The sequence below is a fragment of the Cobetia sp. cqz5-12 genome, assembly GCF_016495405.1.
Lineage (GTDB): Bacteria > Pseudomonadota > Gammaproteobacteria > Pseudomonadales > Halomonadaceae > Cobetia.
This window is the reverse complement of record NZ_CP044522.1, coordinates 1,612,849-1,636,399: the sequence shown is the minus strand read 5'-3', so window position 1 is coordinate 1,636,399 and position 23,551 is coordinate 1,612,849. Positions and strand designations below refer to the sequence as shown.

The 23,551-nt window shown below is 58.5% G+C and carries 18 protein-coding genes; 5 read left to right on the top strand and 13 right to left on the bottom strand.

Annotation, left to right across the window (positions count from 1 at the left end):
* Positions 1 to 45 precede the first annotated feature (45 nt).
* The gene (locus tag F8A90_RS06985; RefSeq protein ID WP_200019516.1) at positions 46 to 1,104 is read right to left on the bottom strand and encodes a C4-dicarboxylate ABC transporter substrate-binding protein; all 1,059 of its coding nucleotides are present in this window, start codon (positions 1,102 to 1,104) and stop codon (positions 46 to 48) included.
* A 339-nt stretch (positions 1,105 to 1,443) separates the two neighbouring features.
* Here F8A90_RS06985 and F8A90_RS06980 point away from each other — a divergent pair, with 339 nt between their 5' ends.
* Positions 1,444 to 2,052: a helix-turn-helix domain-containing protein gene (locus F8A90_RS06980; RefSeq protein WP_164850339.1), complete on the top strand. Its 609-nt coding sequence runs from the start codon at positions 1,444 to 1,446 to the stop codon at positions 2,050 to 2,052.
* 95 nt (positions 2,053 to 2,147) lie between these two features.
* On the opposite strand, the gene F8A90_RS06975 is transcribed toward F8A90_RS06980, so the two are convergent.
* Positions 2,148 to 2,543 (bottom strand): RcnB family protein, encoded by a 396-nt coding sequence (locus tag F8A90_RS06975; RefSeq protein WP_200019515.1) that lies wholly within the window; start codon positions 2,541 to 2,543, stop codon positions 2,148 to 2,150.
* 769 nt (positions 2,544 to 3,312) lie between these two features.
* On the opposite strand from F8A90_RS06975, the gene F8A90_RS06970 reads away from it, so the two are divergent.
* Entirely contained in the window at positions 3,313 to 5,073 is a 1,761-nt protein-coding gene (locus F8A90_RS06970; protein ID WP_200019514.1) for a purine-cytosine permease family protein, read from the top strand.
* A 140-nt stretch (positions 5,074 to 5,213) separates the two neighbouring features.
* On the top strand, positions 5,214 to 6,695 hold the full coding sequence (locus F8A90_RS06965) for a mannitol dehydrogenase family protein (protein ID WP_200019513.1): 1,482 nt from the start codon (positions 5,214 to 5,216) through the stop codon (positions 6,693 to 6,695).
* Between the two features lie 117 nt (positions 6,696 to 6,812).
* Here the strand turns inward: F8A90_RS06965 and F8A90_RS06960 are convergent, their stop codons facing one another.
* From F8A90_RS06960 to F8A90_RS06930, 7 genes are all read right to left on the bottom strand, one after another.
* Entirely contained in the window at positions 6,813 to 7,709 is an 897-nt protein-coding gene (locus F8A90_RS06960) for a drug/metabolite transporter (RefSeq protein WP_200019512.1), read from the bottom strand.
* A 341-nt stretch (positions 7,710 to 8,050) separates the two neighbouring features.
* Positions 8,051 to 8,869, bottom strand: a complete 819-nt coding sequence (gene phnX / locus F8A90_RS06955) for a phosphonoacetaldehyde hydrolase (RefSeq protein ID WP_107335051.1) — start codon at positions 8,867 to 8,869, stop codon at positions 8,051 to 8,053.
* Between the two features lie 13 nt (positions 8,870 to 8,882).
* A complete protein-coding gene (locus F8A90_RS06950) occupies positions 8,883 to 10,022 on the bottom strand; it encodes a 2-aminoethylphosphonate--pyruvate transaminase (RefSeq protein WP_200019511.1) in 1,140 nt (379 codons plus the stop codon).
* A 48-nt stretch (positions 10,023 to 10,070) separates the two neighbouring features.
* Complete coding sequence (locus F8A90_RS06945; protein ID WP_442778900.1) at positions 10,071 to 11,759, bottom strand: putative 2-aminoethylphosphonate ABC transporter permease subunit; 1,689 nt, start codon at positions 11,757 to 11,759, stop codon at positions 10,071 to 10,073.
* A complete protein-coding gene (locus F8A90_RS06940; RefSeq protein ID WP_200019509.1) occupies positions 11,759 to 12,982 on the bottom strand; it encodes a putative 2-aminoethylphosphonate ABC transporter ATP-binding protein in 1,224 nt (407 codons plus the stop codon). The genes F8A90_RS06945 and F8A90_RS06940 overlap by 1 nt, the downstream gene beginning before the upstream one ends.
* 62 nt (positions 12,983 to 13,044) lie before the next feature.
* Positions 13,045 to 14,091, bottom strand: coding sequence for a putative 2-aminoethylphosphonate ABC transporter substrate-binding protein (locus F8A90_RS06935; protein ID WP_200019508.1), 1,047 nt, complete (start codon positions 14,089 to 14,091; stop codon positions 13,045 to 13,047).
* 145 nt (positions 14,092 to 14,236) lie between these two features.
* Complete coding sequence (locus tag F8A90_RS06930) at positions 14,237 to 14,950, bottom strand: UTRA domain-containing protein (RefSeq protein WP_054555867.1); 714 nt, start codon at positions 14,948 to 14,950, stop codon at positions 14,237 to 14,239.
* Positions 14,951 to 15,275: 325 nt separating this feature from the next.
* On the opposite strand from F8A90_RS06930, the gene F8A90_RS06925 reads away from it, so the two are divergent.
* Positions 15,276 to 16,040, top strand: a complete 765-nt coding sequence (locus F8A90_RS06925; protein ID WP_200019507.1) for an SDR family NAD(P)-dependent oxidoreductase — start codon at positions 15,276 to 15,278, stop codon at positions 16,038 to 16,040.
* Between the two features lie 106 nt (positions 16,041 to 16,146).
* Here the strand turns inward: F8A90_RS06925 and F8A90_RS06920 are convergent, their stop codons facing one another.
* Together F8A90_RS06920 and F8A90_RS06915 are read right to left on the bottom strand one after the other, a co-directional pair.
* Positions 16,147 to 16,779 carry a putative quinol monooxygenase gene (locus F8A90_RS06920; RefSeq protein ID WP_200019506.1) on the bottom strand — a complete coding sequence of 211 codons (633 nt, stop codon included), beginning with the start codon at positions 16,777 to 16,779 and terminating at the stop codon, positions 16,147 to 16,149.
* A 297-nt stretch (positions 16,780 to 17,076) separates the two neighbouring features.
* On the bottom strand, positions 17,077 to 17,355 hold the full coding sequence (locus F8A90_RS06915; protein ID WP_077377206.1) for a PAAR domain-containing protein: 279 nt from the start codon (positions 17,353 to 17,355) through the stop codon (positions 17,077 to 17,079).
* A 210-nt stretch (positions 17,356 to 17,565) separates the two neighbouring features.
* Here F8A90_RS06915 and F8A90_RS06910 point away from each other — a divergent pair, with 210 nt between their 5' ends.
* Complete coding sequence (locus F8A90_RS06910; protein ID WP_200019505.1) at positions 17,566 to 18,483, top strand: formylglycine-generating enzyme family protein; 918 nt, start codon at positions 17,566 to 17,568, stop codon at positions 18,481 to 18,483.
* Between the two features lie 18 nt (positions 18,484 to 18,501).
* Here F8A90_RS06910 and F8A90_RS06905 read toward each other — a convergent pair whose 3' ends face one another.
* Positions 18,502 to 20,754, bottom strand: a complete 2,253-nt coding sequence (locus F8A90_RS06905) for a hypothetical protein (protein ID WP_200019504.1) — start codon at positions 20,752 to 20,754, stop codon at positions 18,502 to 18,504.
* Positions 20,755 to 20,788: 34 nt separating this feature from the next.
* Complete coding sequence (locus F8A90_RS06900; protein WP_200019503.1) at positions 20,789 to 23,530, bottom strand: type VI secretion system Vgr family protein; 2,742 nt, start codon at positions 23,528 to 23,530, stop codon at positions 20,789 to 20,791.
* Between the last annotated feature and the right edge of the window lie 21 nt (positions 23,531 to 23,551).

The following is a 23,551-nucleotide window of genomic DNA, read 5'->3' as shown; positions in this document are numbered from 1 at the left end:
AGCGGAACAGGTATCGCCCGGGCCAAGGACATCATTCAAGAGGACTCAGCGTCCCATCTCCCCGATCGGCAAACGGTAGTCCTGCCAGGTCGTCATGCTCTGCTTGAAGGTACGTTGCGACTCAAGCACACGTGCGAACCACTCATTCTCGCCCGCCTTCTCGTCTTCCCAGGCACGAGTCTCTTCGTAGATGGCATCGATGAAGGATTGATCCAGCTGCACGATTTCGTTGGGGCCATCTTCCAGCTCCTTGAAGGCCTTGAGATCGGCAAAGGAGCTATCCAGCCAGGACTCGAACACGCTCAGCTTGCCCGCGAGACGCAACTGGCTCTGCTGGGCGTCGCTCAGGCCGTCCCACGCCTCGACATTCACTTCACACTCCAGAATGCCGCCTGACTGATGGATGCCCGGCAAGATGACGTACTGCGCCACATTCTGGAAACCGGTCGGCTTGTTGAGCTCAGGACTCCCCCACTCCGCCGCATCAATCACACCACGATCCAGCGCCGTATAGATGTCACTGCCGGCCATCACCACGGTAGAGGCCCCAAGGCGTGAGGCGATTTCAGCCCAGGCACCCGATGTTCTCAGGCGCAGTCCCTGGAAGTCTTCAAGCGTCTGCACCTTCTTGCTCGAGTGCAGGAATATCTCGGTGCCCAGGGTTGAGCACGGGAAGGCCACGACGCCGAACACCTCGCGACGGAAGGCTTCATAGAGCTCGACACCGCCGCCCTCGTACATCCACAGCATGAATTCTTCCGGCGTCAGGCCGCTGGAGTGCCCGGCCAGCAGCGCTGCCGTCGGGTCAGTTCCGTAGTCATAGTTGATGTAGTTATGGCTGATCTGAGCGACACCGGACTTCACGGTATTGGTGACGCGCAGCGCGCCGCCCAGGGTGCCACCGGGGAATACCTGGATACTCACGTCGCCATTGGTCAATTCGTTTGCATAGTCCGCGAAGGTCTTGGCATCCCGTTCAAGCCAGGGCCCACCACCCCACGGGGTCGCCATCTTCCACTCGATGTCCGCCGCCTGAGTCGTGGCAGTCGCCAACAGGCTGGCAGCGATACCCATGCCGAGGAGCTGTTTCTTGAAGTTGTACATTATTGTTTTCCCAAGATTATTTTAATTGGAGTGCAATACCATACGTACCAGCAGGCGAATGCCTGATACAGGCTGAGGCCTGATACACGTCCAGTGGACGGCCACTGTCGATTGCGCATTCGCCCTCACAATTGCATATATGCAATATTGGGTCAAATATGGATATCGGGCTCGACATTTTGCTCACGGAAGCTCTAAATGGACGCCAACATGGCGCTCACGCCTTTCTCCTGCCGCTGCATGACCTGATGACTCGGCGCCCATGCGCCACACGGGCACAGAGCAACGGCAGACGCGACAGACGCCACCCAGAAGACGAACTCGATGGAGCAAGTTGACATGACATCCCACCAGGAAACGCCGATCGCTCTGAAGCACAGAGAACGCAAGGCAGGCGCCATTGGTGACAATCTCAAGGCGCTGCGCAAGGAGAAGGGACTGACCATCGCGGCCGTGGCCAGCGCATCAGGTATCTCGGCGGCCAGCGTGTCGAGAATCGAGAATGGACGCATCTCCCCGACCTTCGAGGCGATCGTGAATCTCGCCAAGGGCCTGAAGGTGGATGTCAGCGAGCTGTTCTATCACACGGAAGACACGTCATTTCGGGGTTGGCTCGCCTTGACGCGAGCACAGGAGGGAGACGTCATCGAGACGCCCAACTACCGGTATCGGCCGCTTTGCAACAATGTGGCGTCCAAGGAATACATGGTATTGGAGACCACGGTGCTCAATCGCAGTCTCGAGGAATTCGGCGGCCTGCAGAAACACTCCGGCCAGGAACAGATCATCGTGACCAGCGGTGAGGTGACGGTCTGGACCGAACTCTACGACCCCATCCAGCTAAAGGTCGGCGATAGCCTGGCCTTCGACAGCACCCTCGGTCACGCCATCACCTACAACGGTGACACACCGGCGACCATGACCTGGGTATGCAGCGCCTACGCCTGAAGCCACTGCCGGCAAACAGCGCATGCAAAAAGGGCCTCGTGAGAGGCCCTTTTTCTTAAGCTGGCTTGAGTAGCCGAGAACAACGATCCGATTGATCAGCGATTGAGAATGATGGCCGTGATCGCGCCACCCGCCACAGCTGCCAGCACATAACGCCCATCGATGTTCAACCAACGATGACCGCGCGGCGGCTTGGATAGGTGGCGATGGTGCCAGTCCTTCACCCAGTAGCGGCTGTCGGAATAGTAATGACGCGGCAAGTGGTCGCCACGGCGCCACTGGTGGTGGCGTCGCGCCTCATGACGGCGGCGCTCATGGTGACGCTGCTGCTTGTAATGCTTCTTGTGCTGTTTGCCATGATGACCACGGTCGTGATGGCCGTGCCCACGGTCATGATGCCCATGGCCTCTATCGTGCGGTCCTGCCTGAGCCAGCGGGGCTCCCAGCAGGGTGAATATCATCATCAGAATGGTCAGTGTGCGTGTTCGCATGGCTGGCCTCCTCGCCGTGACCCGCCGCCAATCACAGCGCCGGGAGTCATGTTGGGGGCTTCCTGGTTAGGAAACAGTGTTGCGCAACCTTAGCGAGAACCGAGGAAGCCCGCAAGATGTCTCATTTTTCTCGTTCTTTGTCGTTATTTCATGCACTTTCTGTCGCATTGCACCGAAGTCGATGTCGCCACTGGCCAACACCCTCCTTTATATGTCGCCACCTTTATAGCGCTCTCTTGCAGAGACCGGGCTTTCGCTGTCCTCTCCGCTGCCCCATTTCCCCTTTCGACTCTCGAGCCTCCACCAGAACGACGCTGAGGCATGACAAAAAGAAAGGATGCCTGGTACGCCACTCGCACCATATCGGTGCGAGAACATCCTCAGAAATGCGAGATATCTGGCCCTGGAGGGTTGGTCGTTTTAGCCAGGACACAATGCTTCAGGCGCCGAACGAGGTGTGAGAACGGAAAAATTCATTTTGCTGAATCGTGTCATTGAATCGAGACACCATCCCTAAAGCCCAGATTTCATGCGGCCTTCAGCGCATTCCTGACTTCAATAGCCATGATCACTCGAGGGCATAGCCCAAAGTTCAAGCACGCGGGCTTTGCGTTTTGATGACCATTCACCGATCATTTGCACCACACCTGAGTCATTTGATCGATAATAGACGATCTACCCTCGTCATCGCCGACAGGAACGCCAAGGCGGCTGCGTGACATCTCGGGTAGGAGCAGCAAGACAAGCCGTAAAAAAACAGGAGCCAATCATGGCCAGTACTGCGCCAGATTTGGATCGGCAGATCGCCCATATGGACGATGAGCTACTGCCGGTGCCACGTCACAAACTGCATCGGTGGCCGCACTTTGCCGGTCTCTATGCCGCCGAGCACGTTGCCGCGACCGAGTTCGTCATCGGTGCCACCTTCGTCGCGCTCGGTGCGGGTATCTGGGATATCCTGCTGGGCCTGCTGATCGGTAATGGCCTCGCAGTGCTCAGCTTCTGGTTGATCACGACGCCAATCGCGATCGAAACCCGTCTGAGCCTCTTCACCTATCTTCACCGTATTGCCGGTGATTCGATGTCACGGCTCTACAACTGGGCCAACGTGATCATATTCACCGCCATCTCGGCGGCCATGATCACCGTTTCCGCCACGGCGGTCAGACTGCTGTTCGATATTCCAGCCCAGACCCAGGCCTACCCCACCAGCTTCGAGTTCATCCTGCTGGCACTGGCCGTTGCCGCCATCGTGGTATTGGTTGCCGTCTATGGTTTCAATGCCCTGACCGAATTTGCCAGCATCTGCGCCCCGTGGCTGATGCTGATGTTCACCGTCGGCGGCATGGTACTGCTGCCGGAACTGGCGGAGTCCGTCACCGGTGAAACCAGCCTGAACAGTTTCTCGAGTTTCATTGATGTCGCCGGCAGTACCGTCTTCACCGGGATCAACTCCCAGGGCGAAGCAGGCATCGGCATCTGGGAAGTCATCGGCTTCTCCTGGGCAGCCAACACCTTCTCCCACTTCGGTCTGATCGACATGGCGCTGCTGCGCTATGCCAAGCGCATGCGCTCCGGCCTTGCGACCAGCACCGGCATGATGTTCGGCCACTACGTCGCCTGGATCTCCGCCGGCCTGATGGGGGCAGCCACCGCTGCCGTCGCCGGTATCAGCATCGATGTGCTGGAACCGGGTGAAGTGGCGTTGCACGCCCTTGGCGCCGCCGGCTTCGTGATCGTGGTCGTCGCTGGCTGGACAACCGCCAACGCCAACCTTTACCGCGCGGGCCTTGCCGCACAGTCGGCCATGCCGAACCTGTCGCGCAACAAGGCGACGCTGGCCGTGGGCATCTGCGTTGCCGTGCTCAGCTGCTTCCCGTTCGTCTACCGCAGCATGCTGCCACTGCTGACCTATGCGGGTCTGGTGCTGGTGCCGGTCGGCGGGATCATCTTCGCTGAGCATCACCTGTTCCCGAAACTCGGCTTCAGCCGTTACTGGGCACGCTACAAGGGCGTTAAGCACAACACGCCGGCGCTGGCGACCTGGGCGCTGTCTCTGATCTTCGGCTTCGGCCTCGAGATGGTCGACGTGATCCCGTTCTACTACCTGTTCCTGCCGACCTGGTTCGTCTCCATCATTCTCTACACCCTGATGGCCAGATCTGCCGGTGCAGCCGACTCCTACCCGAAAGCCGAAGCGGCCGAGCGGGAATTCCAGGAGCGTGTCGAAGCCCTTCACGCCAAGCAGGCCGAGACCACCAACCACGCACCGGTCAAGGACACTTCGGGCTTGACCAAGGCCATCAAGGCCATCTGGATGGTGCTGGGCCTGGCGGTGCCGATGGTCCTCGCGCTGCGCGTGCTGTTCGGCAGCCCGGACCTGGCCAGCTACGAAGCGAATCGCGAACTGTTCTATGACGTGACCATCTGGTCGACGATCATCTACTTCATCTTCGCGTACTGGGAGCTGCAGCGCAGCAAGGCGCTGTTCAACAAGCAGTCCCCGAAGCAAGCGGCCACCGCTAGCTGAGTCGGCAGGGGCCCGCCCCCTGCCATGCCAGCGGCGAAGGAAGCCTGAATCACACGGGTGACCTTCGCCGCTGGCCGTTACGACCTACCCTTTCTTTACCCATCTCGACTCGACCGCGACACGCGGCAGGAGACCTCCCCATGACCCGTCTCTCCAATGCCAGTCTGACTCAGCTGGACGCCAAGGTAGCCACTCCGAACTATGATCGCACTGCGGTCAGCGCCGGTATCGTCCACTTCGGCGTGGGCGGTTTCCATCGTGCGCACCAGGCCATGTACCTCGACGAGCTGATGAATCAGGGCAAGGCGCTGGACTGGGGCATCGTCGGCGTCGGTGTGATGCCGGGTGACCGCCGCATGCAGGAAGCCCTGGCCTCTCAGGACCATCTCTACACCGTGGTACTCAAGCACCCGGACGGCAACTATGAGCCGCGTGTGGTGGGTTCCATCATCGATTACCGCTTTGCCCCGGATTCTCCGGAGGCCGTCATCGAGCTGATGGCCGACCCGGCGATCCGCATCGTCTCGCTGACCGTCACCGAAGGTGGTTACAACTTCCACCCGGTCAGCGGCGAATTCAATCTCGAGAATGCCGATGTCCAGCACGATCTGGCCAATCCGGGCGAAGCCAAGACCAGCTTTGGCCTGATCACCGAAGCCCTGGCCCGTCGTCGCGAGCGCGGCGTCGCCCCGTTCACCGTCATGTCCTGCGACAACATCGAAGGCAACGGCAACGTCGCTCACAAGATGTTCACTGCCTACGCGCGTGCACGTGATGCCGAGCTGGCGGCATGGATCGAAGCCGAAGTGCCCTTCCCCAACTCCATGGTCGACCGCATCACGCCGGTGACCACGCCGGCTGACATCGAAGAGCTGTCCTCACGTTTCGGCGTGGAAGACGCCTGGCCGGTGGTCTGCGAGCCCTTCACCCAGTGGGTGCTGGAAGATCACTTCGCCAATGGCCGCCCGGCCTTTGAAGATGCCGGCGTTCAGCCGGTGGAAGATGTCGAGCCCTATGAGCTGATGAAGCTGCGTCTGCTCAACGCCGGTCACCAGGCGCTGTGCTACTTCGGCTATCTGGCCGGCTATCGCTACGCCCATGAAGCCTGCAACGACCCGCTGATCGTCGACTTCCTGCTCGGCTACATGAATGAGGAAGCTCGCCCGACGCTGGCCCAGCTGCCGGGTATCGATCTCGACGCCCATTGCCGCACGCTGATCGAGCGTTTCGCCAACCCGGAAGTCAAGGACACCCTCGCGCGTCTGTGCGCCGAGACCTCCGACCGCATTCCGAAGTTCCTGATCCCGGTGGCACACGCACAGCTCAAGACCGACGGCGAACTGCGTCGTACTGCAGCCGTCGTGGCCAGCTGGGCACGTTATGCCGAAGGCGTAGACGAGCAAGGCGAGACCATCGACGTGGTCGACCCGCTGAAGGACGAGCTGATGGAGCGCGCCAGCCGTCAGCGCGAAGAGCCGACCGCCTTCCTGGACAACCGCGAACTGTTCGGTGACCTGGTCGATCAGCCGCGCTTCCGCGATGCCTATCTCAAGGCCCTGAAGAGCCTGCACGACAACGGCGCGCGCGCCACGCTGGAAATGCTGGTGGCAGACGCCAAGTAAGCATGGCGGTGAAGGGGCTCACGACAACGTGATGCCCCGCCAGCACCCGCAGAAAGACAAAAGCGAGACAGGCAGCCGCCTGTCTCTCTTTTTTTGTGCCTCATGCCACGCCTTTCCTCACACCAGCGCAACGGTCCACAGTCCCGCCAGCATGATGAGGATGCCGAGCCACTTGGCGATGGCCGCTCGCTCGCGCAACCAGACCACGCCGAGCACTACTCCCAGAGGGATCGACAGTTGACGCATCGCAACGACGAGACTGACCTCCGCCGTCAACGTCATGGCAACCAGCACCAGCCCGTAGGTCGCCATCACCATCACGCCAGTCAACACCATGCTGCCCCGCTCCCCCCGCCATAGCGCGGGCAGACGGCGACGCTCTGCCGGCAGCAACATCACCAGCAGCGCGCCCCAGGCGACGGTCATGATGGCCTGCAACACCAGAAAGACAGCGCCCGCCGAGGTGGGCAAGTAACCGACACTCACCATGATATCCAGCGCCTGCTTGTCGATCAGCGAATAGCCGGTGGTGCCGACTGCTGCCAGCAGCGCGAACCCCAACGCGGGCGTCAGGTAGGTCGAGGGGCGCAGGCCCTGCGGACTGCTCAAGGGCAGCACCAACGCGCCGAGCACGATCAACCCCATGCCGACCAGATCCAACGCCGTGAGTGTCTGACTACCCAGTAGACTCAGTGACACCAGCGGCACCAGCACCACCGGCAAGGCCCGCGCGATGGGATACAGCACACTGACCTCGCCGCGCGCATAGGCCCAGGCAAGTCCGCCCATGTAGAGCACCTGACAGAGTCCGGTGGCCACCAGCCAGCCCCAGAATTCAGCGGGCAGCACGGCAAACGATGGCCCCAGTCCCAGCAGCGGCGCAAAGATCAGCGCACCACTGGCCATGGCCAGCATGAAGAAGGCCAGTGACGGCGCCCGCCCCTTGCCGAGCAGATTCCAGCCCGCGTGCAGGCAGACCGAGATCAGGATGAGCCCCAGCGCCAGTGGGCTCAAGAGGCGCTCACGGCAATCGTGTGGGCTTGAGCTTGAACATGAGACTGGGCCTGAACATGAAATTGGGCTTGAGAGTGAGCTTGCCCGTGCATGGAGACGGGCATGTGGACAGGCATGCGGAGATTACGGGCTTTCAGGGCAACCAGGCGGCAATCGCCAATGAGCATATGTCCTTACCTTTCGCGAGAAGACGCCAGCCTCCAGGCCTGATACAAGGGCCCGGGGCTGGCGCCTGAAGGGGTGGAGTGAAGTGGTGGGGTGAAGTAGTAGATCAAGGTGGGTGAGCGAGGTGACAGGCAGTGCAGCGCCAGGCCTGGCATCGCCGCCCCGTCACCAGGTTGTCAGGGGCGCTCGCCACGCGCCAGACGCGCCTCGATCTCGCGGATCACCTCGGGCAGCTGCGCGATGGTGTCGATCATGAAGTGCGGCCCGGATGGCGCGAACTGGGCTTCGATGGCGCTGCGCCTTTCGTTGAGCTCTGCCTCTGACAGGGCCATGAACGCCGCGTGATCCAGCCCCATGGCGTTGCCGGAGCAGGTCAACGCGACTGTCCACATGCCGGCACTGCGACCTTCCAGCAGCCCCGGCGCCGTGTCATCCACCTTCACGCAGGCCGCCACGTCAGTGATGCCCAGCGCGATGACATTGGCCAGAGACTGCGCCGGAGAGGGCCGCCCCTTGGGCACCTCATCGGTGGCCACGACATGATCCACCACCAGCCCATTGCCCTTGCCCCGTGCGACCACCTGCTCGAGCACCTCGCGGGGATAGCCGGAGCAGGAGCCGATCTTGATGCCCTTGTCGCGCAACCCGTTGATGACCTCGAGCGCACCGGGAATCAGTGCGGAGTGCGCCCCGATCTTGTCGATCTGCAGCGGCATGAAGCGCTCATAAAGCGCCGTGACATCGGCATCACTCGGGGCGTGGCCACAAGCCGCCTCGAAACGGGCCGCGATCGCAGGGTCATCACACAGGGTTCGGATGTGTTCCCATTTGCCCATGCCCATCGGGCCGCGCGCCTCTTCCAGACTGATGGCCACGCCGATTTCCGCGAAGGCCTCGACGAAGATCTGGGTCGGCGCGAAGGAGCCGAAATCCACCAGGGTGCCGGCCCAATCGAAGATGGCAGCCTGCAGACGATCCGGGGTGTGATAGTGCATGACAGTTCTCCAGTCAGTTGAGTGCGACAGCGTCAGCGCACGGGCGGGCATCGTCGACACCCAGGGTGGCCAGCGCGTCATCCACGGCGGCCAGAAGTTGATCCATCACGCGGACATCCAGCTGTCCGATGCTGCCGATACGGAAGCTCTCCACGTCGGTGAGCTTGCCCGGGTAGATGATGAAGCCACGTGCCTTGAGCTCGGCGTAGAAACGTGAAAAGTCGAAGTCCGAGTGTGCCGGGCTCAGGAAGGTGGTGATGATCGGTGACAGCCAGGCATCGTCGAGCAGGGTCGTGAAGCCGCGCTGACGCATGCCTGCCACCAGTCGCTGCATGTTGGCGCGATACCGGGCGTGGCGGCCCGCGACGCCGCCCTCCTCGGCATGTTCCTTCAGCGCCTGATGAAACGCCGCCACCACGTGAGTCGGCGGGGTATAACGCCATTGGCCGGTGCGCTTGAGGTACTGCCATTGATCGTGCAGATCCAGCGACAGCGAGTGACTACGCCCCTGTGCCGCCTGCAGCGCATCACGCCGAGCGATCACGAAGCCGAACCCCGGCACCCCTTCGAAGCATTTGTTGGCCGAGGAGATCAACGCCAGAAACGGAGTACGTTGCGCATCGATCTCCAACGCCCCGAAGCCACTCATCGAATCGAGAATCAGCTCACGACCGTGTGCCGCCACCACCTCGGCGATGTCCGCCACCGGATTGAGCATCCCGGAGCTAGTCTCGCAGTGAATCATGGCGACATGACCGATCTCGGGCCTTGCCGCGAGTCTGTCGGCCACGGCCTTGGCACACGGCGCCTCGGCGTCGCCCCACGCCAGCACGTCGCAGTCGCGCCCCATGCGGGTCAGCAGACTGACCAGCCGCTTGCCATAGGCGCCATTGACCAGCACCAGCGTCGTACTCGTCGGCTCGATCAGACTGCCCAGCGCCGCCTCGACCGCGAAGGTACCGCTGCCCTGCATCGGCACGCACTCATGGTGCTCACTGGCATTGGCACAGCGGAGCAACTGCTGGCAGATCTCGGCGGTCTTGGTGTTGAAGTCCTGATCCCAGGAGCCCCAGTCCTTCATCATGGCGGCCTTGACGCTCACACTGGTAGTCAAGGGGCCGGGAGTCAGCAGGTACGGAGGTTGAATGCTCATTGGTATATACCAGTTAGTTTGCACAAAAAAAAGACGGCCAACGGCGTATCAGGTCGCCTGTCGCCAGCGTTGGGCACGGGTCAACAGCAGATGACTGACTACCGCATGCAGCAGCTTGACGCCCAGACAGGTGAAGAAGATCAGCACTGCCATGGCGGCCGCGCTGGCGAAGTGCCCGGCTTCGTCGAGATGCATCACCGCGATGGAGGCCAGTCGGGTATCGCTGTTGTAGAGAAATACCACCGCCGAGACGGTCGTCATCGCGTTCATGAACAGATAGGCCGAGATATCCAGCACTGACGGTAGGGACACCGGCAAGGTGATGCGGCAGAAGGTCTTCCAGAACGGCACCTTGAGTGAGGCACCGACCGCCTCGAATTCCGGATCAAGCTGCTTGAGCGCGGTCACCGAGGTCAGATGGCAGACGGTATAGAAATGCACCAGGGTGTTGAGCACCAGAATCGCGAAGGTGCCGTAGACCCAGTTCAGCGGGTTATCGGCCTGGTTGAAGTAGAAGATGTAGGACAGCCCCAGCACCATGCCCGGCACGGCCATCGGCATCATCGCCATGAAGTGCAGTCCCTGGCGCAGCGGGCGATAGCCCTGGCTCTTCTCGGTCAGCCAGGCATTGAAGAAGATGACCAGCGTGCCGATCAAGGTGACCCAGAAGGCCAGCGTCAGCGAGTTGAGCCACGCGTCCCAGCCACCGCCCGCCAGCGCCTTGAAGGCGTAGTGATCCAGGGTCAGACTCAGGTTATAGGGCCAGAACTGCACGAGGGATGCATAGATAGCGGTGCCGATCACGGCCAGAATCGCGGCGGCCACGCCATAGCAGAGCAGCGCGAAGATCCAGTCACGCAGCGGGCTTGGCGTCGGCTGCCAGGGCACGGCGCGCGCCGAGAGTTGCGCGACCTGACGGCGCTGGATCCAGCGGTCCACCGCGAAGGACAGCAAGGCCGGCAACAGCAGGATGACGCTGACCACCGCGCCCATCTGGAAGTTCTGCTGCCCCACCACCTGACGATAGACATCGGTGGCCAGCACACTGAACTGCCCGCCGATGATCTTCGGCACGCCGAAATCGGTGATCGCCAGCGTGAAGGCCACGAACGCACAGGAGATGATGCCGTAGCGCGCGCCCGGCAAGGTGATGGTCAGAAAGCTGCGCCACTTTGGCGTTCCCAGCGCATCCGCGGCTTCATAGAGACGGGCATCGCTGTTGCTGAGCGCCGTCATCATGATCATCAGCGCATGCGGGAAGATCCAGAAGGTCATGCCCATCACGATGCCGATGGGGCCGTAGATGCTCTCCCCCAGCAGCACATCCTTGAACCAGCCCTGATTGCCGAACAGATACACCAGACTGATGGCTGGCAGCAGTGACGGTGCCAGTAGCGGCAGGATGGACAGCATGCGGAAGACGCGCTTGCCCGGCATGCAGGTACGGGTGATGCCGTACGCGCACAGGAAGGCCAGACTCACCACCGTCAGGGTACTGATCAACGCGATGCTGACCGAGTTGATGATCGAGCCGACCAGCGCCGGCGTCTGCACATAGCGCGCGAAGTTGGCCAGGCCGACGAAGTCGCCGCTGCGGTCCTGCACGCTCTTGATCAGCATGGTGGCCAGCGGCAACAGCAACCCGATGACCAGCAGCGCCAGGGCCAGCAGCAACATCAACAGACGCAAGCCGGACTCGCCTGACAGCCGACCCGACAAGGGCAATGCGCGCGCCATCATGCCTGCGCCTCCACCAGCGGGTACAGGCGGATCGCCTCGGCCGGCAGACGCACTCCCACCCGGGCACCGACCCGCACGCCCAGTGACTCGCTGTCCTTGAGCGCCACATCCGCCGACAGTGTCTGCCCACAGCCCTCAAGCGTCAGAGTGATGCGCAGGAAGGCGCCGAGAAACTCGACGTGATCCACCTGCGCCGACAGCCCCTCACCCACTGCGCACAGCGAGACGGCTTCCGGGCGAATGGCCAGACGCGCCTGATCCAGCCCCACAAGATCATGCGCCGCACATTCCAGTCGCTGCTGGCCCAGTCGCAGGGTACTGGCGTTCTCGGGACAGCATCGCAGGAAGTTCATGCTGCCGATGAATTCGGCCACGAAGGCGCTCGCCGGCTGACGGTAGATCTCGGCGGGGGTGCCGATCTGCTCGATCACGCCATGGTTCATCACCACGATGCGGTCCGCCATGGCCAGGGCCTCTTCCTGGTCGTGGGTCACCATGATGGTGGTGACGCCCAGCCGTGCCTGCAGCGCCTTGATCTGGCTGCGCAGATGCAGGCGTACGCGCGCATCCAGTGCTGAAAGCGGCTCATCGAGCAACAGCAGCCCCGGCTCGGTCGCCAGCGCCCGCGCCAGTGCCACGCGTTGCTGCTGGCCCCCGGACAGGGCCGCCGGATACTTGCCTTCACTGCCGGCCAGGTCCACCAGGGTGAGCAGCTCCGTCACGCGGCGGCGCATCGCGTCACGCGCATCGCGCCGATTGCGCAACCCATAGGCCACGTTGTCGTACACGGTGAGATTGGGGAACAGCGCATAGGACTGGAAGACGATGCCGAAGTCGCGCGCCTGCGGCGGCAGCCGCGAGATGTCCTGGCTGCGCTGGTGGATGGTGCCTTCGCTCTGCGGCGCAAGCCCGGCGATGGCGCGCAGCAAGGTGGTCTTGCCACAGCCGGAGGGGCCGAGGAAGCACACGAATTCGCCTTCGCGGATCGCGAGGTCGATCTCGCTCAGGGCCGTGAACTGGCCATAGCGCTTGGTGAGGCCGCTGATCTTGAGGTGGATGCTGTCTGACGACGCAGAACGCGAGATGGGTGCCTGAGGCGCTGCGTCACGCGCAGGTGCCCGGGCTGCAGGGCCGGAGACCGCGCGAGATGAGGCGCCGGTAGTCGATGGCGGCGCTTGACGCGAGGCGTGATGACGCGGGGGGGCGGTCACAAGAGACATGCGAGAAACTCCCGACCCCGGCGCAAGGCGCCGGGGCAATGACGAAGGTGGCTGGGCGTGACTTACTGACTGTCAGACTTGCCGTCGTAACGGCGCTGCCATTCGGCGAGCACTGCATCCCGCTGGTTGGCCGCCTTGGCAAAGTCAGCCTCGATCATCATCTCGGTGATATTGGCCGGATAATGCTCGATCGGCTTGGCCACCCCCGGATAGGCCACGACCGCATAGCCTTCGTTGTAGAGTTCATTGGCCGGCTTGGACACGGCCCAATCCATCAGTGTCTGCGCCGCCTCACGCTTGTCGGTGCCCTTCATGATCGCCGCGGCTTCCATGTCCCAGCCCAGCCCTTCCTCGGGGAAGACCAGGTCCACCGGTGCGCCCTGTGCCTTGAGGCGCGCGCCTCGGAAGGCGAAGGACACACCGACCACGGCCTCGCCGGAACCGGCCAGATTGCAGGGCGCGGAGCCTGAGTGGGTGTAGCGGGCAATGTTGTCGTGCAGGCGGTCCATGTACTCCCAGCCGCCCTCGTCACCCCACAGCTGCAACCAGCTGGCGACATCCAGATAGCCGGTACCGGAAGAACTCGGGTTGGGCATGATCACGTGGCCCTTGAACTCGGGACGCGTGAGGTCTTCCCAGGACGTCGGCTTGGGCACTCCCAGTCGCTCACCTTCGACGGTGTTGTAGCAGAGCGATGCGACCCAGGCGTCCATCCCGACCCAGGACGGGTCCTGGCCATCACGGTAGGCGGGATCGACGAACTTGCTATCCAGCGCCTCGACTCCCTTGGGGGCATAACGCGACAGCATGCCCTCCTTCTCGAGCACCAGCAGGCTGGTCGCGGCCAGGCCCCACACCACATCCGCCTGCGGGTTGTCCTTCTCGGCCAGCAATCGTGCGGTGATCACGCCCGTGGAGTCGCGAACCCATTTGATGTCGATATCCGGATGCGCCTGCTGGAAACGCTCGGCATATTTCTGCAGATCATCGGACTCCACCGCGGTATAGACGGTGAGCTCGGTGGCCGCCTGGGCATTGAGGGAAACGACCAGACCAACGGCACTGGCCAGCAAGGAACGGGTGAGGAAGGAACGGGTCAAGAAGGACATCGGGACTCTCCAACGCTTGGAATGAATGGCTCTCGCCATCTGGTATATACCAAGAGTATGGGCGGGCCGAATGACACCCCCGTGACAGTCAGTTGAAGGCCCAGTGAAACAGTGTTACCTCATATAGTGTCCCTGCAGCGCGGGTTCAGGGCTTGTTCTTGAGCGTGACGGTGATGCACAGCGCATTGTGCAGCCAGCGCTCTTCGTCATAGCCGATGGGACGATGCTGCTCATCGAAGGTAGCGCGACGCACGGTCAGACCGGGGCTGCCCATGGCGACCCCCAGCTCCCGGGCGGCCTGCTCCCCCAGCGACTCGGAGTAGAAGCGCAGCTCACGGTGGGCCAGCGTCAGGCCGTAGCGCCCGCGCAGCTCCGCCCACAGTGACACCCCGAACTGCCCCTCCTCGAGCAGTCCCGGCGCGCGCTCCGGCACCACCCACATCGACTCGCTGAGCACGGCGCGCTCATCCACAAAACGCCGGCGGCGAATATGATAGAGCGGTGTCTGGGCCGCCAGGCCCAGCGCTTGCGCAGCCGGTGGGTAGGCCTGAACATCGGTCAGCAGCACTTCCGTGCGTGGCCGCCGCCCCTGCGCCGTCACATAGTCATTGAAGCCGGAGTCACGCGTGGGGTCATAATCCAGCCGCGGCGGCGACACGAACCACCCACGCCGATTGCTGCGATGAATGCGCCCTTCTCCCTCCAGCTGTCCCAACGCCTGACGCAACGTCACGCGCGTGGTATCAAAGCGCTCGGCCAGCACTCGTTCAGAAGGCAATCGCCCCTCTTCAAAGGCATCAGGGTCCTTCAGCTGTTCGCGCAGGCGATCGGTAAGGTGGAGGTAATACGCATCACTCATGACGAGGAGTCCTGACCAAAGATGAAGAGGGTTGCCACTACCGGGTAATAACACGGCGCCGCTTGCCCCGCCGGCGAAGAAAATGCCCGGGACTCTGCGCCGCCAAACGGCTGGTTGCTCCAGAAACTATCACATTCGCGTGACTCGCAATGGCCTGCCAGCTTACATGCCGGTGGCGCTGCAGGATTAGATGACAGCCGCCTGGTTGAGCTCACAGGCGTGGATGGCGGCGCTGTCGCTCAGAGAGTCATCTCAGGCGGCATTCGTGAACGTCCGCGTTCTCGAGTAGGCTTGCGTGAGACTTTACTGATATGGGAGCCGCGACATGCATGACGTCAAACCCTTCGACCTCAGTCATCAGACCGCCGTGGTGACCGGTGCCAGTCGCGGTATCGGGGCCGCCATGGCGATCGCCCTCGCCGAGGCCGGCGCCGATATCATTGCCATCAGTGCCAGCATGACCGCCGATGGTGGTGATGTAGGTGAACATATCCGCGCTCTCGGGCGCACCTTCCAGGGCATCGCATGCGACGTTTCCGACCGCAGCGCCATCCAGCAACTGGCTGTGCAGTTGAGTTCGACTCGGGTGGATATCCTGATCAACAACGCCGGTACCATCGAGCGCGCACCGTCCACCGAGCACACGGACGCGCAATGGGATCGCGTCATTGATACCAACCTCTCCGCCCCGTTCATCCTGACCCGCGAGATCGGCAAACAGATGGTCGCGCGCGGCAGCGGCAAGATCATCTTCACCGCCTCACTGCTCTCCTTCCAGGGCGGCATCACCGTACCGGGCTACGCGGCCAGCGAAGGCGGCATCGCTCAGCTCACCAAGGCTTTCGCCAATGAGTGGGCCGCTCATGGCGTCAACGTCAACGCCATCGCACCGGGCTATATCGCTACCGACAATACCGAAGCCCTGCGACAGGATGCACAGCGCTCCCGCGATATCCTCGCGCGCATCCCCGCCGGGCGCTGGGGATCACCAGACGACCTCAAGGGCCCGGTAGTGTTCCTCGCATCATCCGCCTCGGACTATGTGCATGGCACCGTTCTGACGGTCGATGGCGGCTGGATGGCACGCTGACGCTCATGTCGACTGGAAACTACTGAAACAGACAAGACGCAGCCTGAGATGGCTGCGCCTTGTCTTCAAGATGGAGGTGTAGAGAGAGTATGTCCTGCCAGTCAGCTCAGAACTCGCTGACGATATTCAGGTACTGCTGCATATCCCCGACCATGGCCTGCTCCAACAGTTTGCCTGTCTCGATGGCATAGGGCTGCTGGAAATGAATGTCCCACAGGTCTGATTCCGTGCGCCAGTGCTCGTATATCACCAGCGTGTCGTCTTGGCCTTCGATGGTATACAGATCAAACACGAGATTGCCCGGCTCCTCACTGCGCGTCTTCGCCACATGCGTGGTGAATTGCTGCAGCAACCGAGCGCGATATTCTTCCTTGATCTTGAAGATGAAGAAGATACTGAATACCTCATCTTCCGGCTGCACGTGCCTGGGGTTCGCCTCATGCAATGGCGCCGGGTCAGTATCGTTCAAGGGCATCACCTCGAGTGGCGATGCCAACGCCGTGTCAGCCAGTTTCAGCAGGGCTTGCGCGTAGGGCTGATTCACATGTGCCTGATGCGCTTCGGTGCTTGCCCAGCGCTCGTAGGCGAAGATGGTGGCGGGAGAATCCTTGGCCGCGAAGAAACGCATTTCCAGCATCCCCGGTTCAGCCGCTGAGCCCAGCTTGTTGTCAGCCAAGGCCTGCTTGAAGGTAGCGAGTTGTTCGGGCTTGACGTCAAATTTCACGATCAAGGTGAGCATGGAGATGCCCCTTATAGTCAGTGGTTGTCATCGGCCCAACGGCAAGACCTGCTGCGTCACGTGGCAGCAGGCCTGTCTCGGGAAGTGACTGACACTATCTTCCGCTGCCTGGCTGAAAAACCCGCGGCACGGAGAAAGACTTTCAATGAAACCTTGAACGTGAATGCAGCCCCCTCCACAGCGATGCGCCGCTTGAAACAAGAGACTGCGGCGCTAACGCAGATCCAGAACGAAAAATCCCGCAGCCAGGGCTACGGGATCATCGAATACAGATACCGCATGGACAAGCTCACGCCCTCATCCCAAGCCGTGCTTGCCACTTGCTGCAGAGATCAGCGCCGCCCCACATGCAGTATGGCAGCCGTGAAACGCTACCGGCTTCCCATTCAAGCTGATGGTGGGATGCCCCTCGATGATGCTGCAGGTGCTGTGGCCATCCTTGGGGCACGTCACCATGTCCCCCACCACTGCCACCGGCTTGCCCTCCAACAGATAGTTGGATTGGGCAGACACCACCTTGCCACCATGTGTGGTGCTATCACCGAGTACGATAACGCCATCTCCGGAACTGAACATGCTTATCTCCTATCTAGTAATAAAACGCTTCATAAAATTCTATCACTTAACTAAAAACAACTGCGATCATTAAAAATTTATCTTCAAAAAACAACTATATTATAATAAACATTGATCGCTATAGAACCACCATTCATTTATAGCTTCACATTTACTTATGAATAAAAAAGTGATATTATATCGCAACATTTAACTATTTGAGTAAATATAGTGAGTAATTCATCTTCTACTGTTATCTTAGCAATATCACTTTTGCTACTGTCAGGTTGCAATGAATCTGAGTCCAATAGCAAGGAGCTTACTACCTCCGATCAGGAAAAAATCGCAGCTCTTATCAAAAAAACTGAAGACAATATGATCTTTGTCAAAGGTGGTACCTTCAAAATGGGCGATTTTGGGCCTATTGATGAGGGGACCAATGGCTTGCCTTACTCCGTTGACAAAGACAACAAGCCATTACATACAGTGACTCTTGATAGTTATTCTATTTCTGCCACTCAAGTATCTTATGATGATTTTGATACCTATACGTTAGCCACCGGAAAAAAACCTATAAACAACAGTGGCATTGAGAAAAAATATAGAGCTCCTAATGTTCCAGCGGGAGTCACGTGGCACCAAGCCAATGACTATTGCTCTTGGCTTTCTGCTAATACTGACAGCACCTATAAATTACCGACTGAAGCGCAATGGGAGTTTGCTGCTCGTTCAAGAGGGAAATTCTATTTATTTGGGACTAATGATGGCTCCTATCGAAGAGGAGTCAATATTCTTACAAGAGATGAGATCAAGAAAAGCACGCCAGCGAATTCTACTCTGGCACCAAGTAAAATTAAATCTATACCGCCAAACCCTATGGGAATATACCAAATGGGGATCAATGGCTATGAATGGACTAATGATTGGTATAGTGAAAACTACTATGAAAACTCACCACAACATAACCCCCAAGGTCCTAAGTCAGGGACTGAAAAAGTCGAACGAGGGGGAAGCTTTGGTGAGGGAACTACTGCTAAATTTACGATCAGGCGAGCAAGCTCTTTCCCAGATGCTAGTTTTAGGACACCAAGTGGTGCGGTAAAAAAGGGTAGTTTACGCACTCATACTTTCAGATGTGTCTCTAATTAGTAAAAGTGTACGCAAAAATCATACATAACCAAACTCATCAACATCAACATCAACATCAACAACACACTGAGTTTGGTTATAGCAGGGTATATTCAAATAACTACTATACTCTGGCTGTTCAAAATACTCTACACTATCATTTTTAGCCACAACTGTTCCTTTTGAAGTAGTTGCTTTTAGTCGACTTTTTATTTCTTCCAGCTCACTTGGATAGTTACTAGATATAGGGTAAGAGTAACTCTCCTCTCCTGTAGCAAGAAATTCTAATATTAATCGCTCGCCCTCAACCCAAGATCCTTTATCTCCATCCATGCTTTTAATACGCTGCATTATGTTTTTATACTCTGTCAACGATTGTACATACTTCAGCAACTTTATAATAGCTTCTTTTCTGTCTGACATACTACCAAAAACTGTAAACTCAGAGACTAGCAGAGAGTAATCTCTATTAACCGGCACGTATTTATCATAACTATCTGTTTTTATTAACAGTATTAATATTTTACTCTTAGCCTCAGGAACTAATATAGATAACTTATCACTATCAGAATCTATAATAGACTTCATTACACTTGCACGTTGAGAGGCCGCTTTGTAGTCTTTAACGTATCTTATATCATTAACATCATCAACGATATCCTTTACCAACAAGTCTAGCTCATCCTTTATCAGTTCAGGAGTCTCATACATAAACTCCGTTATATCTTTCCCATATGCGATCGCGAGTGTAAAAATATTAGCAAGGGCATTAAATGCGTCTGAATCAATAAACTCTAGATAAACAAAGTCGGCATTTTTTAGCTGATAATAAGTCCATGCTGCGAATTCACGCAAAAGCTTTGTATCTACTTCATAAGAAACTTCCCCAGAAGCACCTAGACCTAAACAAATACCAGCCTTTGCTCTAATTCTGAATCTACCATTTTGATAAGAAACACTAAAGTTACCAGCGAAATTCATGCCAGCATACGCAGCCACCCCTGCGCCAGTAATGGCAAATGGCTTGAATTCATGATCTGCTTCGGGGCTTTTCCATTCCAACTGCATTCTGGCGAATGCTTCGGCTTTACCACCTATAAATGCCTCAAGTGTAGCCTCAGCCTTTTGTTCATTTTTATCTTCCTCCATCAAGATAATGGATTGCTGGCTTCCAGGAGGCCCCATAGGTACCAACTCACCTCTGGTGCCTCGCGCTTTTATCCCGCCCTGAGCCACTTCAAGATCAACATTTATCTCAGCTGCGATACTTGCGCCGATGGCGCCAGACATACTGATGAATGCATGTACACGTAACATCCCAAGTTGTAATACCTGCTTATCATCCAGTTCGTACATCAACTTCAGGCCACCTGATGGCCGATAATAATCTATAGACCCTTTAGCTTCAAACAAGGATAACTTGGCAGCAGCATTAGCTTTTAGCCTGGTCTTGCCTTCAAGTGGCGTGAGCTCACCAGTCAAGCCACTAGCTCCATATGTCCAGCGCGCTAATTGTGCCTCCCCCGATAACTCTACTTTTCCGTCACGACTCTGCTGCTTACTATCCGCCTCACTATTATACTTTAAGTTAAGCTGTTTATTTAGCTCTTTAGTCCATTTACAGAGGTCGATCGTATCTTCATCTTTTTTCAACCATTCATCAAACCATGTGAAATCTGTTTTCAAGGTTTTTGAAATAGCCTGCTCTTTCAATTGACTGTATATAGATGCCCATACTATCTCCCCCTTCTCAAGCACATCGTCTGCCAAAGAGGTAGCACCATCTTGAGCTATAGGTTTCAACTCAATTTTTGATGTTAAACTATCTACTACCTGAGAGCGCATATAGCACATTCGGAAACTCTGCGCATTTCCATCATTACGTCTAATAGGTATCAATTCCACGATAACATTACTTTCATCATCTAGGCTAGATAGTGATACCAAAATCTCTCTTAATGCTTGATTTGCCTTATCAACTTTCTTTTGGCCGCTAGCAATATTTTTTTCAAACTCAGCCTTATACCTAACACATTCTGGATCTTCTTCATCATAAGACATCATCATGGCTTCGTAATTACTTAAATCGCCTTGAAGCCTTTCAATCTCCGCGTGATAATTTTCGACAACCGCTTCCAATAATCGTATTTCTTCCATACATGCCACTACATTTTCAGCAGGCACTTTGATTAATTTATTTCGCCCAACTGCATAGAAAAGTAATGGCGATTTACCTATTGGAGCATCCTTTCCAACGGCTACAAGCCGAGTCTGCGCCTTACCCTCAGACATATCACTTCCCAGTTAAATTTTTAACAAGAATTTATTATGCAAAGTCATCTAACCGATCAAGTACATCGACTTTCATCTGCTGCGAGGAAGATGTATGTACGCGTTGTGTACGACCTTCACCGTCACTACGCCCTTCAAACACCTGTCCTTCGGCCGTTGTTATACGATATCTCGCATACTTGAGAGGAACTTGTGTCTGTTCATCCTTCAAAGTAAAGAATTCGGAATAAATACCTTGAGGATCAGGCAAGGGGGTCAGTGATTTACTTAAACGCGTCGGCCCGCCAAAGCTATGCTGCGCACCTTTGACATCAATCTTGCCCGGCCCGTGCACTTCGATATTGCCGCCGCTCAGGCGGATATAGCCGCCGCCGCTGGTGAGCAGAATCTCGTTCTTGGCCTGGAGGGTGACGGTGCCTTCGGTGGAGGTGATGGTCATATCCTTCTCGGCCGTCAGTTCCATCGCATCACTCTGCGCCTGCATTTCCACCTTGCCGCGTGCAGCAAAGAGCTTGATGCCGGCACGTTGCACGAACAGCGAGAACTTTTCGGAGAGCGAGGCAATGAGGCTGCGGCCGGTGGCCAGATTGATGTCTTCGCCGCTGGTGATGCTGAGTGACTTGCCCTGCGCCAGATGGGTGGATTCCGGCGTACTCAGCGCGATGCCTGCCGGTGAGCTGACATGCAGCCAGGGGGCATCGAGACGTGCGGCTTCACCACGCCCGCCCGCGCTGGCGCTTGCGGCAGAGCTGCCATCGAAATTGGTGCCACTGTCTTCAGCGCCATAGCGCCCCTGGGCATCTTCACTGGCCTGCTTGAGGTTCGCGCGCGTCTCGAGCGCCTCAGCATTATGGCTGGTGGCGCTTTCGCTGAGCGTATTGGAGAGCTGATAGGCGCTGGCCAACTGCTGCTGAGCAGGCGTGAGGTCGAGCTGTTCGCCACTTGCGGCGATCTGCCCCCAGCTGGTCAGCAGCAGGCCCTGATGCGCGCGGATTGCCCCATAGGCGTCCGAACGCAGCTCGAAGCCGGTGCCACGGAAGCTGCCGCGTGTGTTGCCCTGCTGGTGGATCAGGTAGCCGAGATTGAGCTGGGATTTCTCGTGCTCCGAGTTCAGGCGCACACGCTCCTGATCGGTGGCGTCATCGAATACCAGCTCGTTGTACTTGTTACCGCGGTAGGTCTTGCTCTTGAGGCCGGAGAGCAGGCCATTGGAGTGCCATTGCGGGGTCTGGTCGCCGTTGTAGACCCGCCCGGTGATCAGCGGCCGATCCGCGTCGCCTTCGAGGAAATCGACGATGACTTCCTGGCCGATACGCGGCACGAACACGCTGCCCCAGCCGGCACCGGCGTTGGGTTGCGCGACACGCAGCCAGCAGCTGGCGTCAGCGACGCCCTTCTCGCTGCGATCCCAGTGGAACTGCACGCGCACGCGGTTGAGCGAGTCGGTGTGGATCTCTTCATTCGCGGGCCCGACGACAATCGCGGTCTGCGGGCCGCCGATGTTGGGCCGTGGATGATCGAGCGACGGACGGTACGGCTGACTGAGGCGCTGGCTCTCAAAGTCGATCAGGTACTGGCCGGTGCCGACATCGGCGTAGTCTTCGTGAGCACTTTCATTGAGGCCATGCGCCTGGCGCGCCTCCGCCATGCGCGCCTGCAGGCTGCCCGGTAGCGCCTTGAGGTGCGCGGAGACCGGCAGCGCATTCTCGGCACAAACGGTCAGGCCCAGCACCAGAAATTCGCGCTCACTGGAATCGCCGTCTTCATGGCGGGCGTGCTGGCTGAGTTCGAACCAGCGACCGACCTTCAACTGGCGGGTGCCCCCGGCGCCGTAGAAGCGCTTGGCGCGGGATTCATGGGCCTCGAGGCGATTGACGGTCAGGCGTTCGCCGCGCGAATGGTCATCAAAGTAGTACTCGCCGGGATAGTCGTAGACTTCCTGCTCGCTGAGGTTGCCCTGATCGCTGCGCGTGTCCTGACCGGAACGTTTTTCCAGGCCCGGCTGCTTGTAATCGAAGGTGCCGAGGCTGACGCGCGTCGGTTGCTGCTGACGGCGGCCGCTCCACTGGGTGATGGAGTCTTCAAGCTCGGTGGCATCCTGACGGTGGAAGCGGATGACCTGCGGCTCGACCGGTGCACAGGTCGCGACATCGTCGGTGATGACGAGGCGGTGGCCATTGAAGTCGCTGTCGTCAGAGGCGTGTTCAAAGTAGTAGAACAGCCCTTCCTGCTCCATCAGGCGATTGACGAACTGGAAGTCGCTCTCGCGATATTGGACGCAGTAGCTGCGCGCCGGATACTCGCGACGCAGGTCCAGCCGCCAGCCACCCTGGGCTTCGCCCTGCGCGATGGCGTGGTTCGAGAACACCGACTCGATGACCTCGACGGCGGTGAGGTCCTGGAAGATGCGGCTGTCGCGGCCGAGCTTGAGCATCGTCATCCACGGCACCAGCGTCAGCTGGTAATAGAAGACGCCGCCGTCCTCACCCAGCAGTGCGGCCGACTCGACCAGCCCCGAGAGCTTGCGGTAGCTGCCATCGGCCTGACGCACCGAGAGCGCCGCCGGCTGCGCCATCAGGGTCTTGAGCTCGATATCGCCATTCTGGGAAATGCAGTCGAGGGTATAGGCAAAGGGACGCGACATGCGCTCTTCCCCCACCAATCGATGCGGGATGAAGTCCGCACCACTCATCTCAAGCGTGAGCAGGCGCTCGTTCTGATCCAGTGAAATCTCGAACGACTCCAGCAGGCTATCCAGCCAGGAATTCTCTGCCATCCTTAACATCCTCACGGTGCG

Coding starts and splice junctions, on each gene's coding strand:
- F8A90_RS06900 (WP_200019503.1), bottom strand. CDS start 23,530: ATGGCAGAGAATTCCTGGCTGGATAGCCTGCTGGAGTCGTTCGAGATT.
- F8A90_RS06920 (WP_200019506.1), bottom strand. CDS start 16,779: ATGCTCACCTTGATCGTGAAATTTGACGTCAAGCCCGAACAACTCGCT.
- F8A90_RS06945 (WP_442778900.1), bottom strand. CDS start 11,759: ATGGCGCGCGCATTGCCCTTGTCGGGTCGGCTGTCAGGCGAGTCCGGC.
- F8A90_RS06965 (WP_200019513.1), top strand. CDS start 5,214: ATGACCCGTCTCTCCAATGCCAGTCTGACTCAGCTGGACGCCAAGGTA.
- F8A90_RS06925 (WP_200019507.1), top strand. CDS start 15,276: ATGCATGACGTCAAACCCTTCGACCTCAGTCATCAGACCGCCGTGGTG.
- F8A90_RS06970 (WP_200019514.1), top strand. CDS start 3,313: ATGGCCAGTACTGCGCCAGATTTGGATCGGCAGATCGCCCATATGGAC.
- F8A90_RS06905 (WP_200019504.1), bottom strand. CDS start 20,754: ATGTCTGAGGGTAAGGCGCAGACTCGGCTTGTAGCCGTTGGAAAGGAT.
- F8A90_RS06975 (WP_200019515.1), bottom strand. CDS start 2,543: ATGCGAACACGCACACTGACCATTCTGATGATGATATTCACCCTGCTG.
- F8A90_RS06930 (WP_054555867.1), bottom strand. CDS start 14,950: ATGAGTGATGCGTATTACCTCCACCTTACCGATCGCCTGCGCGAACAG.
- F8A90_RS06935 (WP_200019508.1), bottom strand. CDS start 14,091: ATGTCCTTCTTGACCCGTTCCTTCCTCACCCGTTCCTTGCTGGCCAGT.
- F8A90_RS06950 (WP_200019511.1), bottom strand. CDS start 10,022: ATGAGCATTCAACCTCCGTACCTGCTGACTCCCGGCCCCTTGACTACC.
- phnX (WP_107335051.1), bottom strand. CDS start 8,869: ATGCACTATCACACCCCGGATCGTCTGCAGGCTGCCATCTTCGATTGG.
- F8A90_RS06915 (WP_077377206.1), bottom strand. CDS start 17,355: ATGTTCAGTTCCGGAGATGGCGTTATCGTACTCGGTGATAGCACCACA.
- F8A90_RS06980 (WP_164850339.1), top strand. CDS start 1,444: ATGACATCCCACCAGGAAACGCCGATCGCTCTGAAGCACAGAGAACGC.
- F8A90_RS06985 (WP_200019516.1), bottom strand. CDS start 1,104: ATGTACAACTTCAAGAAACAGCTCCTCGGCATGGGTATCGCTGCCAGC.
- F8A90_RS06940 (WP_200019509.1), bottom strand. CDS start 12,982: ATGTCTCTTGTGACCGCCCCCCCGCGTCATCACGCCTCGCGTCAAGCG.